12 protein-coding genes are annotated in these 17,724 nt (G+C 55.9%); 2 read left to right on the top strand and 10 right to left on the bottom strand.

Going from position 1 to position 17,724, the window contains the following annotated elements; all coding sequences use genetic code 11:
• The gene (gene rpsJ / locus BUB72_RS07070) at window positions 1-312 is read right to left on the bottom strand and encodes a 30S ribosomal protein S10 (protein ID WP_021101968.1); all 312 of its coding nucleotides are present in this window, start codon (window positions 310-312) and stop codon (window positions 1-3) included.
• 279 nt (window positions 313-591) lie between these two features.
• Between rpsJ and BUB72_RS07065 the strand changes: the two genes are divergently transcribed.
• On the top strand, window positions 592-1,383 hold the full coding sequence (locus BUB72_RS07065; RefSeq protein ID WP_073142202.1) for a hypothetical protein: 792 nt from the start codon (window positions 592-594) through the stop codon (window positions 1,381-1,383).
• A gap of 123 nt (window positions 1,384-1,506) precedes the next feature.
• Here the strand turns inward: BUB72_RS07065 and tuf are convergent, their stop codons facing one another.
• From tuf to BUB72_RS07040, 5 genes are all read right to left on the bottom strand, one after another.
• Entirely contained in the window at window positions 1,507-2,682 is a 1,176-nt protein-coding gene (tuf, locus tag BUB72_RS07060; RefSeq protein WP_073142162.1) for an elongation factor Tu, read from the bottom strand.
• A 91-nt stretch (window positions 2,683-2,773) separates the two neighbouring features.
• Window positions 2,774-4,894: an elongation factor G gene (gene fusA, locus BUB72_RS07055; protein WP_073142200.1), complete on the bottom strand. Its 2,121-nt coding sequence runs from the start codon at window positions 4,892-4,894 to the stop codon at window positions 2,774-2,776.
• A 15-nt stretch (window positions 4,895-4,909) separates the two neighbouring features.
• Window positions 4,910-5,380 (bottom strand): 30S ribosomal protein S7, encoded by a 471-nt coding sequence (gene rpsG / locus BUB72_RS07050; protein ID WP_073142197.1) that lies wholly within the window; start codon window positions 5,378-5,380, stop codon window positions 4,910-4,912.
• 12 nt (window positions 5,381-5,392) lie between these two features.
• The gene (gene rpsL, locus BUB72_RS07045; protein WP_073142194.1) at window positions 5,393-5,764 is read right to left on the bottom strand and encodes a 30S ribosomal protein S12; all 372 of its coding nucleotides are present in this window, start codon (window positions 5,762-5,764) and stop codon (window positions 5,393-5,395) included.
• Between the two features lie 289 nt (window positions 5,765-6,053).
• Window positions 6,054-6,965, bottom strand: coding sequence for a DMT family transporter (locus BUB72_RS07040; RefSeq protein WP_073142191.1), 912 nt, complete (start codon window positions 6,963-6,965; stop codon window positions 6,054-6,056).
• Between the two features lie 172 nt (window positions 6,966-7,137).
• On the opposite strand from BUB72_RS07040, the gene BUB72_RS07035 reads away from it, so the two are divergent.
• Complete coding sequence (locus tag BUB72_RS07035) at window positions 7,138-7,617, top strand: hypothetical protein (protein ID WP_073142189.1); 480 nt, start codon at window positions 7,138-7,140, stop codon at window positions 7,615-7,617.
• A gap of 80 nt (window positions 7,618-7,697) precedes the next feature.
• Here the strand turns inward: BUB72_RS07035 and rpoC are convergent, their stop codons facing one another.
• The 4 genes from rpoC to rplJ all read right to left on the bottom strand — a co-directional run bounded on the left by rpoC (window position 7,698) and on the right by rplJ (window position 17,328).
• Window positions 7,698-11,939: a DNA-directed RNA polymerase subunit beta' gene (rpoC, locus tag BUB72_RS07030; protein WP_073142187.1), complete on the bottom strand. Its 4,242-nt coding sequence runs from the start codon at window positions 11,937-11,939 to the stop codon at window positions 7,698-7,700.
• Between the two features lie 48 nt (window positions 11,940-11,987).
• The gene (gene rpoB, locus BUB72_RS07025) at window positions 11,988-16,124 is read right to left on the bottom strand and encodes a DNA-directed RNA polymerase subunit beta (RefSeq protein WP_073142184.1); all 4,137 of its coding nucleotides are present in this window, start codon (window positions 16,122-16,124) and stop codon (window positions 11,988-11,990) included.
• A gap of 238 nt (window positions 16,125-16,362) precedes the next feature.
• Entirely contained in the window at window positions 16,363-16,740 is a 378-nt protein-coding gene (gene rplL, locus BUB72_RS07020) for a 50S ribosomal protein L7/L12 (RefSeq protein WP_073142181.1), read from the bottom strand.
• Between the two features lie 72 nt (window positions 16,741-16,812).
• Complete coding sequence (gene rplJ, locus BUB72_RS07015) at window positions 16,813-17,328, bottom strand: 50S ribosomal protein L10 (protein WP_073142178.1); 516 nt, start codon at window positions 17,326-17,328, stop codon at window positions 16,813-16,815.
• Window positions 17,329-17,724: the final 396 nt, after the last annotated feature.

Raw genomic sequence — 17,724 nt, 5'->3', positions numbered from 1 at the left:
TTAAACCGAGATCTGGACGTCAACGCCAGCAGCCAGGTCGAGCTTCATCAGCGCGTCCACGGTTTGCGGTGTTGGGTCAACAATGTCGAGCAGACGCTTATGCGTGCGGATCTCGAACTGATCGCGGGATTTTTTGTCCACGTGTGGGCCACGCAGAACGGTGAATTTTTCAATTTTGTTGGGCAAAGGGATCGGGCCACGAACGTCAGCGCCGGTGCGCTTTGCAGTGTTTACGATCTCTTGGGTAGATGCATCCAGGACCCGGTAGTCAAACGCCTTCAGGCGGATGCGAATGTTTTGGCTAGCTGCCATGACATATATCCCTCGAAATGAGGTCTTAACGGATTGGAGGATGGCGGCTCATCCGGCACCCTCATCGCGTCTATTTTTCCGAAACAAAAGAAGGGCACGCATGGCGTACCCCTGTTCCGTGTGGGTTCTTTAGGGGGAGTCGCTGTGTGTGGCAAGGGGTTTTGTATGAGCTTGGAGCAAGTGCGCGAGTTTTGATTAGTTGCGCCCCCAAGCCGTTGCTTACATCATAGCTTAAATAGTAATGCCGTATGCGGCCGATTGACGGAGAAACGCACCCACATGATGACTTGGGCAAAAGCTAATATACTAAAGTGGACAGTGTGCATAGCGTTCGTCAGCTTTCTATTCGGACCCTTTATTCAGTCATATTTCACTGATTGGCTTCAAGTTGTAGTTGGCCCCAAACGTGGGATTGAAGTCATAGTTTGTACACCGTTAAGGAATGCCACTCTCCTTGTAAGTTCGTCAGATGGGCAGACCAGCAAAACGCACTCAGCTGGCCACTACCCATTTCTGCAGCAAGCAAAGGTTATTGTTGTAAATCATAGTGAAGTGCCTGTGCCCAACAGCTCAGTCTTCGTGGCTCCATTGAATATTTCGTCCAACCACCTCGCGGCGGTAAATTTTTATTCTGATAACAACGTCTCGAAGAATGAATATTTTGTTGAAGAGTTAGCCGGCAATGCCTTCCATATTCAACTTGGTAACTTTGCCAGCAAACAAATACTTGTTTTGGAGTTTGTAACCCTGCTCCCGACAAGTTTCGTTGTAGAATTTGGGGGCGAAACCCAGAGTAAAAAGCGGGTAGTTAATGCTGGATATTGCGATGAAGCCCGTGGGCCAAATTCTCTCGCATTGCCAGTAGATTTCTACGCGCAAGATGATTTCCCGAACAACAGTGATGAACGGCTATTTGGGAAAATTGAGGACATTTCCGATCCGATTGGTTTAGTAAGTTTCGATGTTGTTTTGGACTATGACTGCGGAAGTGGACTTGAGCGTCAAACCATTCCAATGGGTGGAGCGGTAGAGTACTGCAATATTAGGTTAAATATGACGCCAGATGGCTAATTCTAAAGCACTTCAAACGCAAAAGGCCGCCTCCCTTCGGAAGCGGCCTTCTGTTTAGCAACACCTGAGTGGGTTCTCATTGCTCTTGCGAGCAACTTCCACCCACGTGGCGTGTTTCCAAAATCAATCCGTGATTTTAGACACAACACCAGCGCCAACAGTGCGGCCACCTTCGCGGATCGCGAAGCGGAGGCCTTGCTCCATGGCGATCGGCGCGATCAGCTCGACGTCGAACTTCAGGTTGTCGCCCGGCATAACCATTTCCGTGCCTTCTGGCAGGTTAACGGTGCCCGTGACGTCTGTTGTCCGGAAGTAGAACTGTGGACGGTAGTTCGCGAAGAACGGCGTGTGACGGCCACCCTCTTCCTTGGTGAGGATATACGCCTCGGCCTCGAACTTGGTGTGTGGTGTCACCGAACCCGGCTTGACCAGAACCTGACCACGCTCAACGCCGTCACGGTCGATGCCGCGCAGCAGGACGCCGACGTTGTCGCCTGCTTCACCGCGATCCAGCAGTTTGCGGAACATTTCAACACCGGTACAGGTGGTTTTTGTGGTGTCACGGATGCCCACGATGGACAGCTCGTCACCCACGTTAACCACACCGCGCTCGATACGGCCGGTGACAACCGTGCCGCGACCGGAGATCGAGAACACGTCCTCGATCGGCAGCAGGAACGGCTGGTCCACAGCCCGCTCTGGCGTTGGGATGTATTCGTCAACAGCGGCCATCAGCTTGCGGATGGACTCCTCGCCGATTTCCGGGTCGCGGCCTTCCATAGCGGCCAGAGCGGAGCCCGGGATCACTGGAATGTCGTCGCCAGGGTAGTCGTAGGAGGACAGCAGCTCGCGGATTTCCATTTCAACCAGCTCGAGCAGCTCGTCGTCATCCACTTGGTCAACTTTGTTCATGTAAACGACCATCTTCGGGATGCCAACCTGGCGGCCCAGCAGGATGTGCTCACGGGTCTGTGGCATCGGGCCGTCAGCCGCGTTCACAACCAGGATCGCGCCGTCCATTTGGGCGGCACCGGTGATCATGTTTTTGACGTAGTCGGCGTGGCCGGGGCAGTCAACGTGGGCGTAGTGGCGGTTTTCGGTCTCGTACTCGACATGCGCGGTCGAGATCGTGATGCCGCGGGCTTTTTCTTCGGGCGCGCCGTCGATTTGGTCATACGCTTGGAAGTCACCGAAATACTTGGTGATCGCTGCTGTCAGCGTGGTTTTGCCGTGGTCAACGTGGCCGATTGTGCCGATGTTGACGTGTGGTTTAGAGCGTTCAAACTTTTCCTTAGCCATGATGGCCTCCTGATTTTTTGTATGTTCAGACGGCGGGTCAGACCCGATGCCTTAGAAGTGGGACGATGCGCGCCCGAGGCGCGCACCGGAATTATGCAAATTTGGCCTGAATTTCTTCAGAGATCGCGTGTGGCACTGGCTCGTAGTGATCGAACTGCATGGTGAAGTTCGCACGACCAGAAGACATCGACCGCAGCGTGTTGATGTAGCCGAACATGTTCGCCAAAGGCACGGTGGCGTCGATAGCAATCGCGTTGCCGCGTGTATCTTGACCCTGCACCTGACCACGACGCGATGTCAGGTCACCGATGATGCCGCCGGTATATTCTTCCGGTGTCACAACTTCGACCTTCATCACAGGTTCCAACAGTTTGGCGCCAGCTTTGCGCATCCCTTCACGCATACACATACGTGCTGCGATCTCGAATGCCAAAATGCTGGAGTCAACGTCGTGGAACTTACCGTCGATCAAGGCCACCTTGAAGTCGATCACGGGGAAGCCAGCCAGCGGGCCGCTATCCATAACGGACAAGATACCTTTTTCAACACCTGGGATGTATTCCTTCGGAATAGCACCACCGACGATCTTGCTTTCAAACGAGTAACCTTCGCCCGGCTCTGTCGGGGAAATGATCATTTTCACTTCGCCGAACTGACCAGAACCACCCGACTGTTTCTTGTGGGTGTAGGTGTGCTCGACCTCGTGACCAATGGTCTCGCGGTAAGCAACCTGAGGCGCACCAATGTTGGCTTCAACTTTGAATTCGCGCTTCAAACGGTCCACAAGGATATCGAGGTGAAGTTCGCCCATGCCCTTCATGATGGTTTGACCGGACTCGATGTCGGTCTCCACGCGGAAGGATGGATCCTCGGCAGCCAGACGTTGCAGGCCCAGAGACATTTTCTCTTGGTCGGCTTTTGTCTTCGGCTCGACGGCAATCTCGATCACTGGATCGGGGAATGTCATCGTTTCCAGCACCACCTGCTCTTTTTCGTCCGACAAAGTGTCGCCCGTGGTGGTGTTTTTCAGACCGGCAAGCGCGATGATGTCACCAGCAAACGCTTCGGTGATCTCTTCTTGCTTGTTCGAGTGCATCATAACCATACGGCCGATACGCTCTTTGTTGCCTTTAGTGGTGTTCATCAGGTTATCACCCTTGGCGAGCTTGCCAGAGTAGATACGTGTGAACGTCAACGTCCCCATGTAAGGGTCGTTCATGATTTTGAACGCAAGGCCAGAGAACGGCATGTTGTCATCCGCACGGCGCGGAATGTCACGTGTTTCTGTCTCGTCGCCCGGCTTAAAGCCCATGTAGTCGACAACGTCCATTGGAGACGGCAGGTAGTCGATAACAGCGTTAAGCAGCGGCTGAACACCTTTGTTCTTGAATGCAGAACCACCCAGAACCGGAACAAATTTCAGCGCCAGACAACCCTTGCGCAGCAAAGCGCGCAGAGATTTAACGTCCGGCTCGACGGCGTCCATCAGGTAGGCTTCCATCGCGTCGTCGTCCATTTCGACGGCGGCTTCGATCATTTTGCCACGCCATTCGTCGGCTTGCGCTTTCAGACTGTCGCGGATCGGAGCTTTGATCCAGGATGCACCAAGGTCTTCACCCTGCCACAGCCACTCTTCCATAGTCACGAGGTCGATAAGACCTTCGAGTTCGGTTTCGGCACCAATCGGGATACCAACCGGAATAGCGGTTGCGCCTGTGCGGTCTTCGATCATGCGAACGCAGTTAAAGAAGTCTGCGCCGATCTTGTCCATTTTGTTAACGAACACGATCCGCGGGACCTTATAGCGATCAGCCTGACGCCAAACAGTTTCGGTTTGCGGCTCGACACCAGCGTTACCGTCAAGAACGGTCACGGCACCATCGAGAACAGCCAAGGAACGCTCGACTTCGATCGTGAAGTCAACGTGGCCCGGTGTGTCGATGATGTTCATGCGGTGCTTCAGAGAGTCAGGCTCGACGCCGTTCTCAGTGCGCTCCCAGAACGTGGTTGTCGCAGCAGAGGTGATCGTGATGCCACGCTCCTGCTCTTGCTCCATCCAGTCCATGGTTGCTGCGCCATCGTGCACTTCGCCGATGTTGTGGGATTTGCCTGTATAGAACAGGATACGCTCGGAACATGTGGTTTTACCGGCATCAATGTGCGCAATAATACCGAAGTTCCGGTAGCGTTCGAGGGGATAGTCGCGTGCCATATCAGATGCGCTCCCTTACCAGCGGTAGTGGCTGAACGCTTTGTTAGCGTCGGCCATCTTATGTGTGTCTTCACGCTTCTTGACGGCGGAACCACGGGAGTTCACGGCATCCATCAATTCGCCTGCAAGACGCTCTTCCATTGTGTGCTCGTTGCGCGAACGCGCAGCTTTGATCAACCAACGGATGGCCAGGGCTTCGCGGCGCTCGGGGCGCACTTCGACAGGAACCTGGTAGGTAGCACCACCGACGCGGCGCGAACGCACTTCGACGGAAGGCTTGATCAGCTCGAGAGCTTCGTGGAACACTTCCACAGGAGCTTTCTTCAGCTTGGCTTCAACGCGATCAAAGGCGTTGTATACGATGCGCTCGGCGGCAGATTTCTTGCCGTCGATCATCAGGTTGTTCATAAATTTGCTCAGAACGCGGTCGCCAAATTTGGCGTCCGGCAGAATCTCGCGTTTTTCAGCGGCGTGACGACGTGACATGTAATCTCTTCCTTACTTCGGACGCTTCGCGCCGTATTTCGAACGACGTTGCTTACGATCTTTAACGCCTTGGGTATCCAACACACCGCGCAGGATGTGGTAACGGACACCCGGAAGGTCTTTTACGCGACCGCCGCGGATCAGAACCACAGAGTGCTCCTGAAGGTTGTGGCTCTCACCACCGATGTACGAGATAACCTCGAAACCGTTTGTCAGGCGCACTTTGGCGACCTTCCGCATAGCGGAGTTCGGCTTCTTTGGTGTCGTGGTATAAACACGAGTACAAACGCCACGCTTTTGCGGGCATTGCTCGAGGTGCTGAGACTTGGAAGTCTTGCGTTTTGGCTGGCGCGGTTTGCGGATCAGCTGTTGGATCGTTGGCATGGAGGATCGTCCCCTTGGTTTCAACTTCGTTTGGGCCACACGCGCGCAGCCCGCTAATTCTTGGTTGTATTTACGCGTCCGCAAACACAAAGACCCGCAGCGGGTTACCCTACCTGGGATCCGCGCGGTGGGATTACAGAGGATCGGGACGAATAAGTGTCCGGATCGTGACCACTAAATTTTGAGTGCAAGCCGAGCGATCCCCGACCTGATTGCGCGCGTGATATGCGGAGTCGCCAATAGTGTCAACAGGTGCAGGTCGGATAAGGCCTCGAATTCCTGTCGCGTCTTATCTTGGTCTGAGCCCAAGGTGCTGCCGTTTGGCTGTTAGGCGTTCACGGTAGAGCGTGAACAGCCCGGTCGCGACAACGATCCCAGAGCCGAGCATGGTCAATCTGTCTGGCCACTCGCCAAACAAGAACAACCCTAAAATCAGAGCTACAACCAGACTTGTGTACCGGAACGGAGCGACGAACCCGATTTCCCCCGAGCGCATTGCCGAGACGGAAAAGATATAGCCGCCGATCACGAAGAAGCTCGCACCCGCCAGCCACATAACCGACGTCACGCTGACCGGTTGCCAAGGTTGCGTTATACTGCCGACGGCACCAAGCGACATCACTCCGACCGCCGCCGCAAGAGCAATGGTCATGGACGGCACCGCGGCAGAGATACGGCGCGCGCACAGGTCGCGCACAGTCACACAGACCACCGCCAGCAGCACATATATGGAGTAGACGGAAAACCCGCTTCCCTCCCCGAAAAGGAAGGGCGGGCGCAAGATCAGCATGACCCCTGCGAAACCGACCAAAATCGCCATCAAGCGTTTCCAACCGACGGCCTCCCCCAGAAACACAGCCCCCGCGAGTGTGACGGTCAAAGGCAGGGCTTGGAGAATTGCTGTGACGTCGGCAATTGGCAGGTGGAACAATGCGGAAATGAAGAAATACGCCGCAGCGATTTCCACAACGGTGCGCAGCGCGATCAGCATTTGGTCTTTGCGACTGATACGGGTCCGGAACGTCCCTGCCCGCCAAGCCATAAAGCTAATGAATGCAATCACCGCAATTGATCGCAGGAGCAAAGCCTGAAACAGCGGCAACTCGCCCGAGAGCGACTTCATGCACGCGTCGTTCAAGGTAAAGGCGGTCATTGAGCCCATCATGAAAAGGGCGCCACGGGTGTTGTCTGAAAGGTCCATGGAATCGCAGCTATCACCGATATGTGGAACTGAACAGAGCCTGTCTGTTTCTTCATTGGATGTCCTGAACAAGCCATACAATCAGCCAGAAAGATGGAACCGGACGATCCATCAGACGTTGTCCCCTCATAACAGACGCCAACTTGCGTCGTAGAAAATGAATGGAGACACCATGTTTAAGTCACTTGTGCCCGCAGCGGCAGCCCTTTTGATGAGCTCGTCCGCGTTTGCAGAAACTTCGGTCAGCAGCGTTGACGTCACCGTAGACCTGACGGCGATCAAAAACGAGAGTGCCGCGGCTTACTACACCAGCATCGAGGAAGACCTTGAGACTGCGATTGTAGCCAAGCTTACGGATCAACTGTCTGACGACGGAGCAAGCGTTGTTGTGGACATCGACGAATTGTCGCTGGCAAACAGCTTCCAGTCTGTCCTTGGCCTTGAGGAATCCGAACTTGCCGGATCGGTCAGCGTCAACAATCTAAACGATAACTCGGAGCACCAAGCCTACGAGCTTACAGTTTCGTACCTGCCAGCTCCGATCGTTTTTGATCCCGGTGAAGATATCGTCATCATCCGTCGGGACACCACGGACTATTACATCCAAATGGTCGACACCTTTGCCGAGCATTTGACTGAAAAACTGAAGTAACCTCGATTTCAGGATGATGAATGCAAGAGCGCCCGCCGATTTCTCGGCGGGCGCTTTTTTGTTCAACAGTAAACTGTGTTTTACTCGTCGCGGCTTTCAGGTGTTTCCACCATGATTGTCTCCATCGGGTCATCCATTGGGGACTCCTCCGGTGCGGCCAGTGCAAGTGCGGCTTCCGCCTCGGCCTTGCGGGCCTCGATGACAACGTTGTCACGATCTTGAGCAACACGGCGCATTTTCTGCGTCGCACCACCGGTACCAGCCGGGATCAGACGGCCCACAATGACGTTCTCTTTCAGACCGATCAGCTTGTCACGTTTGCCCATGGTAGAGGCCTCCGTGAGCACGCGTGTCGTTTCCTGGAACGATGCAGCGGAGATGAACGAACGCGTTTGCAGCGACGCCTTGGTGATCCCGAGCAGGATTGGCTCGCCGGTTGCAGGCTCGCCCCCCTTCGCGATCGCCTTTTCGTTGGCGGCGTCGAACTCGGCCTTGTCCACATGCTCGCCCTTCAGAAGCGTGGTCATACCAGAGCTCTGGATTTCCCACTTCTGCAGCATCTGACGAACGATAACCTCGATGTGTTTATCGTTAATCTTCACGCCTTGCAGACGATACACGTCTTGGACTTCGTCGATCATGTAGTCGGCCAGAGCCTCCACACCCATGATGGCGAGAATGTCATGCGGCGCAGGGTTGCCGTCCATGATGTAATCGCCCTTCTGGACGAAGTCGCCTTCGGCCACAGGGATGTGTTTGCCCTTCGGCACCATGTATTCGACTTTGACCTCAGCGTCGTCCGAGGACTCAATCGCAATGCGACGCTTGTTTTTGTAGTCCTTGCCGAAGCGAACGTAGCCGTCGATTTCCGCGATGATGGCGTGGTCTTTGGGGCGACGTGCCTCAAAGAGTTCGGCCACACGGGGCAGACCACCGGTGATGTCCTTGGTTTTGGCACCCTCACGAGGGATACGCGCAACCACGTCACCAGCCTTGATGTCTTGACCATCTTCGATGGACAGAATGGCATCCACGGACATTGGGTAGGTGGCAGGGTTGCCATTCTCCAAACGCACCGGCTCGCCGTCTGCACCTTCGATGATCACCTCTGGCTTCAGATCGTTGCCTTTTGGCGCAGCGCGCCAATCGACCACGATTTTCTGGGTCATGCCGGTCGCATCATCGGTCTCGTCCTTAACGGCGATACCGGAGATAAGATCGACAAAACGGGCCTTACCGTCTTTCTCGGCGATGATCGGAAGGGTGTATGGATCCCATTCGAACAGCTTGTCACCGCGGACCACCTTGGCGCCATCCTTGATGTGCAGCTTCGAGCCATAGCTGATTTTATGGCGCGCACGCTCGGTGCCATTGGCATCGGTGATTGTCAGCTGCATGTTGCGGCCCATAACCACTTTCTCGCCAGACGCGTTCTCGAGGATGGACGCGTTCTCGAACGCGACCTTGCCCTCCTGCGAGGCCTCAAGGAACGACTGTTGGCCACCTTGCGCAACACCACCGATGTGGAAGGTCCGCATCGTCAGCTGTGTACCGGGCTCACCAATGGACTGCGCAGCAATAATACCGACAGCTTCACCAGTGTTCACCAGCGTACCACGGGCCAAGTCACGACCGTAGCACATGGCGCAAACGCCTTCTTCTGCTTCACAAGTCAGCGGCGAACGCATGCGGGCAGCGGGAATATCCGCCGCGTCGATGGCATCAGCCTTACGCTCGTCAATCAGCTCGTCACGGGCGACAAGAATCTCGTCCGTGCCAGGCATCAGGATGTCTTCGGCAGCGGTCCGCCCCAGAAGACGCTCGCCAATGGACGAGACAACCTCACCATCATTCACCGCCGAGGAGGCGTTGATGTAGTTTTCGGTGCCACAATCATGCATGCGCACGATGCAGTCCTGAGCAACATCCACCAGACGACGTGTCAGGTAACCGGAGTTGGCCGTTTTCAAAGCCGTATCCGACAGACCCTTACGAGCACCGTGAGTAGAGTTGAAGTACTCCAGAACGGTCAGACCTTCTTTAAAGTTCGAGATGATCGGTGTCTCGATGATCTCGCCGTTCGGCTTGGCCATCAGACCACGCATACCGCCCAGCTGTTTCATCTGAGTAACCGAGCCACGCGCACCGGAGTGGGCCATCATGTAAACCGAGTTCGGCTCGTTTTGCGAACCGTCCTCAGCCCGACCGGAGTCGGAAATGTTGGCCATCATGGCGTCAGTGACTTGGTCGTTACATTTCGACCATGCATCAATGACTTTGTTGTACTTTTCGCCCTGAGTAATCAGGCCATCCATGTACTGCTGCTCGAACTCTTTGACCTGTCCACGCGTGCTGTCGACAATTGGCCACTTGCTGTCAGGGATGATCATGTCGTCCTTACCGAACGAAATGCCTGCCTTGAACGCTTCGCGGAAGCCCATGGTCATGATCTGGTCACAGAAGATCACAGACTCTTTCTGACCACAGTAGCGGTAGACCGTGTCAATAACCTGCTGAACTTCCTTCTTACGCAGAAGACGGTTCACCAGCGAGAACGGAGCTTTCGCATTCAATGGCAGCAGCGCGCCCAGACGGATACGACCAGGTGTGGTCTCGAAGCGCTTCAGCACCTCGTTCCCTTCCTCGTCGATCTGTGGAAGACGGGCTTGGATCTTGGCGTGCAAATGCACTTCGCCGGAATCCAGCGCGTGCTGAACTTCGTCGACATTTGCGAAGATCTTGCCTTCGCCATGCATGCCTTCGCGCTCCATGGTGATGTAGTAGAGACCAAGGATCATGTCCTGCGATGGCACGATAATCGGCGCACCGTTCGCAGGGGACAGGACGTTGTTGGTCGACATCATCAGCACGCGAGCTTCCAGCTGGGCCTCAAGGCTCAGTGGCACGTGAACAGCCATTTGGTCACCGTCGAAGTCAGCGTTAAAGGCCGAACAAACCAGCGGGTGCAGCTGGATGGCTTTCCCTTCGATCAGAACGGGCTCGAACGCTTGGATGCCAAGACGGTGCAAAGTCGGCGCACGGTTCAGCATGACCGGATGCTCGCGGATAACTTCGTCGAGGATATCCCACACTTCGGGACGCTCTTTTTCGACCAGTTTCTTCGCCTGCTTCACGGTGCTGGACAGACCTTTGGCCTCCAGACGCGAATAGATGAACGGCTTGAACAGCTCCAACGCCATCTTCTTGGGAAGACCACATTGATGCAGTTTCAGTTCCGGACCAGTCACAATGACCGAGCGGCCAGAGAAGTCGACGCGCTTACCCAAAAGGTTCTGACGGAAGCGACCTTGCTTACCTTTCAGCATGTCGGACAAGGACTTCAGCGGGCGCTTGTTGGCACCCGTGATGGTCCGGCCGCGACGGCCGTTGTCGAACAATGCGTCCACAGATTCTTGAAGCATACGCTTCTCGTTGCGCACGATGATGTCCGGCGCGCGAAGCTCGATCAGGCGCTTCAGGCGGTTGTTCCGGTTGATCACGCGGCGATACAGGTCGTTCAGGTCGGAGGTCGCAAAGCGGCCACCGTCCAGCGGCACCAGCGGGCGCAGCTCTGGCGGGATCACGGGAACTACCGTCAGAACCATCCACTCGGGACGGTTGCCGGACTCGAGGAAGTTCTCCACCAGTTTCAGACGCTTGATGATCTTCTTCGGCTTCAGCTCGCCAGTTGCGACGGCCAATTCCTCACGAAGCTGGTCAGCCTCGGCTTCCAGATCAATTGCGGCCAGCATTTCGCGGATCGCTTCAGCACCAATGTTGGCGGTGAAGGCGTCCATGCCATAGGCGTCTTGCGCGTCGAGGAATTCTTCCTCGTTCATCAATTGGCCGTAAGTCAGGTCGGTCAGACCGGGCTCGATCACAACGTAGTTCTCGAAGTAGAGAATGCGTTCCAGATCGCGCAAAGTCATATCCAGCATCAGGCCGATCCGGGATGGAAGCGACTTGAGGAACCAGATGTGCGCAACTGGGGCAGCCAGCTCGATGTGGCCCATACGCTCGCGGCGTACTTTTTGAAGCGTAACTTCAACACCACATTTCTCGCAGACAACGCCGCGATACTTCATGCGCTTGTATTTACCGCACAGGCATTCGTAGTCTTTGACCGGGCCAAAGATGCGTGCACAGAACAGGCCGTCACGCTCTGGCTTGAACGTACGGTAGTTGATGGTTTCCGGCTTTTTGATCTCGCCGTAAGACCAGCTCAAGATGCGCTCGGGCGATGCCAAGGATACTTTGATCTCGTCAAAGCTTTTCGGCGGAGCGATCGGGTTGAACGGGTTGGTTGTCAGTTCCTGGTTCATTTTGCGTCCTTACAAATTAGGGGATGGGTTGAGTGGGGCGCGAGCGCCCTACTCCTCCTCCGCATCCAGGAGTTCCATGTTGAGGCCGAGGCCTCGCACTTCTTTCACGAGAACGTTGAACGATTCCGGAATACCGGCCTCGAAATTGTCCTCGCCCTTGACGATCGACTCGTAGACTTTCGTCCGGCCTGCCACGTCGTCCGATTTCACCGTCAGCATTTCCTGCAAGGTGTAAGCGGCGCCGTAGGCTTCCAGAGCCCAGACTTCCATCTCCCCGAAACGCTGACCACCGAACTGGGCTTTACCACCCAGCGGTTGTTGCGTGACGAGCGAGTATGGCCCGGTAGAACGTGCGTGGATTTTGTCGTCCACAAGGTGGTGCAGTTTCAGCAGGTATTTCACACCCACGGTCACTTTGCGCGAGAACTGCTCGCCCGTGCGACCGTCAAACAGGACCGATTGGCCTGAAGTGTCGAAGCCCGCTTTGGTCAGCGCCTCGTTGATGTCCGCTTCCTTGGCACCGTCGAAAACCGGCGTGGCGATTGGAACACCAAAGCGCACGGCCTCGGCGGATTCAATCATGTCGGTTTCGATCATGTTGCCGAACGCGTCATTGTAGGTCTCGGAACCATACGCATGCTCCAGAGCTTCGCGCACCGGCTGGCTATCGCCAGAGCGTTTGAACTCGTCCAAAGCCTCGTCGATCTTCAGACCCAGACCACGTGCGGCCCAACCCATGTGGGTTTCAAGGATCTGACCGACGTTCATACGCGACGGCACACCCAGCGGGTTCAGACAGAAGTCGACCGGGGTACCGTCCGCAAGGAACGGCATGTCTTCCATTGGAACGACCTTCGAGATCACACCTTTGTTGCCGTGACGACCGGCCATCTTGTCGCCCGGTTGCAGCTTACGCTTCACCGCCACGAACACTTTGACCATTTTCATCACGCCCGGTGGCAAGTCGTCACCACGGCGAACCTTCTCGACCTTGTCTTCGAAACGGGCCTGAAGCGCGTCTTTTTGCGCCTCGTACTGGCCGTTCAGCGCCTCGACGGAAGCGGCTTCGGTTTCTTCAGCCAAAGCCAACTGCCACCACTGGCCACGCGACAGGGTTTCCAGCAGTTCAGGGGTGATTTCCGAGTTCGGCTTCACGCCCTTCGGACCCTTCACGGCCTTCTTGCCCAACAGCATCCCTTGCAGACGCGCGTAGATGTTGCGGTCAAGGATGCCCATCTCATCGTCGCGGTCACGAGCAAGGCGTTCGATTTCCTCACGCTCGATTTGCAGCGAGCGTTCGTCCTTCTCAACGCCGTGGCGGTTGAACAGGCGAACCTCCACAACCGTCCCGAAATCACCCGGCTTCACACGCAGCGAGGTGTCGCGCACGTCGGACGCCTTCTCACCGAAGATGGCGCGGAGAAGTTTCTCCTCCGGCGTCATCGGGCTTTCGCCCTTTGGTGTGATCTTACCGACCAGAATGTCGCCCGGCTCCACGTCGGCGCCGATGTAAACGATGCCAGCCTCGTCGAGGTTGCGCAGCGCTTCTTCACCGACGTTCGGGATGTCGCGGGTGATCTCTTCCGGACCAAGCTTGGTGTCACGGGCGGCGACTTCGAATTCCTCGATATGGATCGAGGTGAAGACGTCGTCACGGGCAATCCGCTCGGAGATCAGGATGGAGTCCTCATAGTTGTAGCCGTTCCAAGGCATAAACGCGACGAGCACGTTCTTACCAAGGGCCAACTCGCCCATGTCGGTCGACGGACCGTCGGCGATCACTTCGCCTTTGGTTACGACACCGCCCACTTTCACCAGCGGACGCTGGTTGATGCAGGTGTTCTGGTTGGACCGCTGGAACTTGCGCAGACGGTAGATGTCCACGCCGGGATCGCCCGGCTCCAGATCGTCAGTCACGCGGACAACAATGCGGGTCGCGTCCACTTGGTCGATAATACCGCCACGATGCGCCTGAATGGCAGCGCCCGAGTCAGTGGCAACGACGCCTTCGATGCCGGTGCCCACGTAAGGCGCATCAGCTTGCAGCAATGGCACAGCCTGACGTTGCATGTTCGAGCCCATCAAGGCCCGGTTAGCATCGTCGTTTTCAAGGAACGGGATCAGCGAGGCCGCAACCGAGACCAACTGCTTTGGCGACACGTCGATCAGGTCAACATTGTCACGCGATTGCAGCATGTAGTCGCCGGATTGGCGGGTCGATACCAGATCGTTGGAGAACCGGCCTTCGTCGGTCAGTTGCGCGTTGGCTTGCGCCACCGTGTGACGCATCTCTTCGGTGGCGGACATGTATTGCACGTCATCCGTCACCTTGCCGTCCACAACCTTGCGGTATGGGGTTTCGATGAAGCCGTATTTGTTCACACGGGCAAAAGTAGCCAGCGAGTTGATCAGACCAATGTTCGGCCCTTCCGGCGTCTCGATCGGACACATACGACCGTAGTGGGTCGGGTGAACGTCGCGCACCTCAAAACCGGCACGCTCACGTGTCAAACCACCTGGGCCCAAAGCGGACAAGCGACGCTTGTGCGTCACTTCCGACAGCGGGTTGGTTTGGTCCATGAACTGCGACAGCTGCGAGGAGCCGAAGAATTCACGCACGGCGGCAGCCGCTGGTTTCGCGTTGATCAAGTCCTGCGGCATGACCGTGTCGATTTCGACGCTGGACATACGCTCTTTGATCGCGCGCTCCATGCGCAGCAGGCCAACGCGGTACTGGTTTTCCATCAGCTCGCCAACGGAACGCACACGACGGTTGCCCAAGTGGTCAATGTCGTCGATGTCGCCGCGACCGTCACGCAGGTCAACCAGCGCCTTGATGCAGGCGATGATGTCTTCCTTGCGCAGGGTGCGCACGGTGTCTTCCGCGTCCAGATCAAGACGCATGTTCATCTTCACCCGGCCCACAGCGGACAGGTCATAGCGCTCGCTATCGAAGAACAGCGTCTCAAACAGGGCCGAAGCGGATTCAACGGTGGGTGGCTCGCCCGGACGCATAACGCGGTAGATGTCCATCAGCGCAGTTTCGCGGCTGAAGTTCTTGTCCACGGCCACTGTGTTGCGGATGTATGGACCCACATTGATGTTGTCGATGTCCAGCGTCGGGATAGTGGTCACGCCGTTATCAACAAGGGTCTTCAGCGTACCGCCGATGACTTCTTCACCTTTTTTGTCCAGCTCCCAAGTCAGCTCGTCGCCAGCTTCAACCCAGATCTCGCCGGTTTCTTCGTTGATGATGTCACGCGCCACGAAACGGCCGATGATGCCCTCAAACGGCAGCAGGACGTTTTCGACGTTGCCCTCTTCGATCAGTTTCTTGACCGCGCGCGGCGTGACTTTCTTGCCGGCTTCGGCAATGACTTCACCCGTCTTGGCGTCGATGATATCCGAGGTTGGCTTGGTGCCTTTGATCCGCTCCGGGAAGAACTTGGTGGACCAGCCAGCTTTCTTCACGGCTTTGAAGTCAACGGTGTCGTAATAGGCATCCATGATGCCTTCCTGATCTAGCCCCAATGCGTAGAGCAGGGTCGTCACCGGCAGTTTACGACGACGGTCAATGCGCGCAAAGACAACGTCTTTGGCGTCAAACTCGAAGTCGAGCCACGAGCCGCGATATGGGATGATGCGGCAAGCGAACAGCAACTTACCCGACGAGTGGGTTTTGCCTTTGTCGTGATCGAAGAACACGCCCGGGGAGCGGTGCATCTGGGAAACGATAACACGCTCGGTGCCGTTCACAACGAACGTCCCGTTTGGGGTCATCAAAGGCATGTCGCCCATGAAGACGTCTTGTTCTTTGATGTCTTTAACCGATTTTGCACCAGTATCTTCGTCGATATCAAACACGATCAGACGCAAGGTTACCTTCAGCGGGGCGCTGTAGGTCATGTCGCGTTGCTGACATTCCTCGACGTCGTATTTCGGCTTTTCCAGCTCGTATTTTACGAACTCGAGAATTGCCGTCTCGTTGAAGTCTTTAATCGGGAAGACCGACTGGAAGACACCTTTGATACCTTCGCCGTCCATCGGTGCCAGCTGGTCGCCGGACTTCAGGAACAGATCATAGGAGGATTTCTGCACTTCAATGAGGTTCGGCATAGCCAGAACTTCATCAATTTTGCCGAAATATTTGCGGATGCGTTTTTGACCAACGTATGTTTGAGCCATGCTCGTCAAAGCCTTTCAATTTCCTCGGATATGTCACCCCGGGGCCGGGCGGCATACCACTTGGACTAAGGACGTCTGGTTCAATACCCGCGCGCCGTCCCAATGGCGCACTCCCGAACCGTTGCCGCTCCTTAGACAGGGCTTTGCTTGAAAGCACTGTCTGAGACGCGGAAAGCTGGACCCGGAATTAACCCGGATCCAGCTATTTTGAGGTCTACGCAGCGAAGCTGCGCAGCAATTACTTGAGCTCGACTTCTGCGCCAGCTGCTTCCAGCTTGGCTTTGATGTCTTCTGCTTCGGCCTTGTCGACGCCTTCTTTGACAGCTTTGCCGCCAGCTTCGACCAGGTCTTTTGCTTCTTTGAGGCCCAGGCCGGTGATGCCGCGGACTTCTTTGATGACGTTGATTTTTGCTGCACCAGCAGAAACCAGGATCACGTTGAATTCGGTCTGCTCTTCAGCAGCCGCACCGCCAGCGTCGCCGCCAGCAGCCATCATCACTGCGCCACCGGCTGCAGGTTCGATGCCATACTCGTCTTTGAGGATGGTTTTCAGTTCTTGTGCTTCGAGAAGGGTCAGACCAACGATCTCTTCAGCAAGTTTTTTCAGATCAGCCATTATACTGTTTCCGTTCTATTAAGTTGTGTTCCAACGTGTAGGTTTCAACCCCACGAAGGTATCTGTCGAAGATCAAGCGGCTGCTTTTTCCTCGATGGTGCTGAGAATGCTTGCCAAGTTCGAAGCAGGTGCGCCAATCGCGCCGGCAATGTTCGAAGCAGGAGCAGCGATGCAACCCACGATGGAAGCAATAAGCTCCTCGCGGCTTGGCATGGCGGCCACGGCTTTAACACCAGCGACATCCAACGCGTTATCACCCATAGCACCCCCAAGGATAACGAGCTTGTCGTTGTCCTTGGAATAGTCGTTCACCACTTTCGCGGCGGCAACTGGGTCCTCTGAATAGGCGAGAACGGTCATCCCTGTCAGGTGTGTTGCAATGCTTGCGCATGGCTTACCTTCGAGGGCGATTTTGGCGAGCCTGTTCTTGGCGACGCGTACAGACCCACCAGCTTCGCGCATACGCGCACGCAGGTCTTGCATCTCAGCAACCGTGATACCCTCGTAGTGGCTAACCACTACGACGCCAGAGCTTTCAAAGATTTGGCCGAGTTCGTCGACCAGTTTCTCTTTTTGTGCTCTATCCACAGTTTCACTCCAATTGTGGAAGGTTACCCTTCCGGCTCAGTCTACCGGATTACTCCGGCGGTTGGGTCCATCGTACACGGGACGCCCGAACCGCCTGGAGTTTGCACCCACAGTCAATCTGGTCTGATCCCGTCTCAGGCAGGAATTAAAGGGGTTTGAAGCCCCAACCCGCCATCTCGGACGAAACGCAAAAGAGCGCGTGACGAATCGCGCGCTCTAGAGCATGTGGTCAAGTAGTCCCCTGAGACCGAAATGCCAAGCCCGAAGTGGTCGTTTTTTTATGTTTCTTCAAGTTTTTGAGGAGTCGGCTGCAGGGTCGCCAGCGCCCCCTAGTGCTGCCTTGCCGGGGCCTCTCCGGCTAGCAACCTTTCGTGCGAACACTCGAAGGGCCTGCGC

The organism is Litoreibacter ascidiaceicola (genome assembly GCF_900129235.1).
GTDB lineage: Bacteria > Pseudomonadota > Alphaproteobacteria > Rhodobacterales > Rhodobacteraceae > Litoreibacter > Litoreibacter ascidiaceicola.
This window is presented reverse-complemented; position numbering and strand designations above follow the sequence as displayed.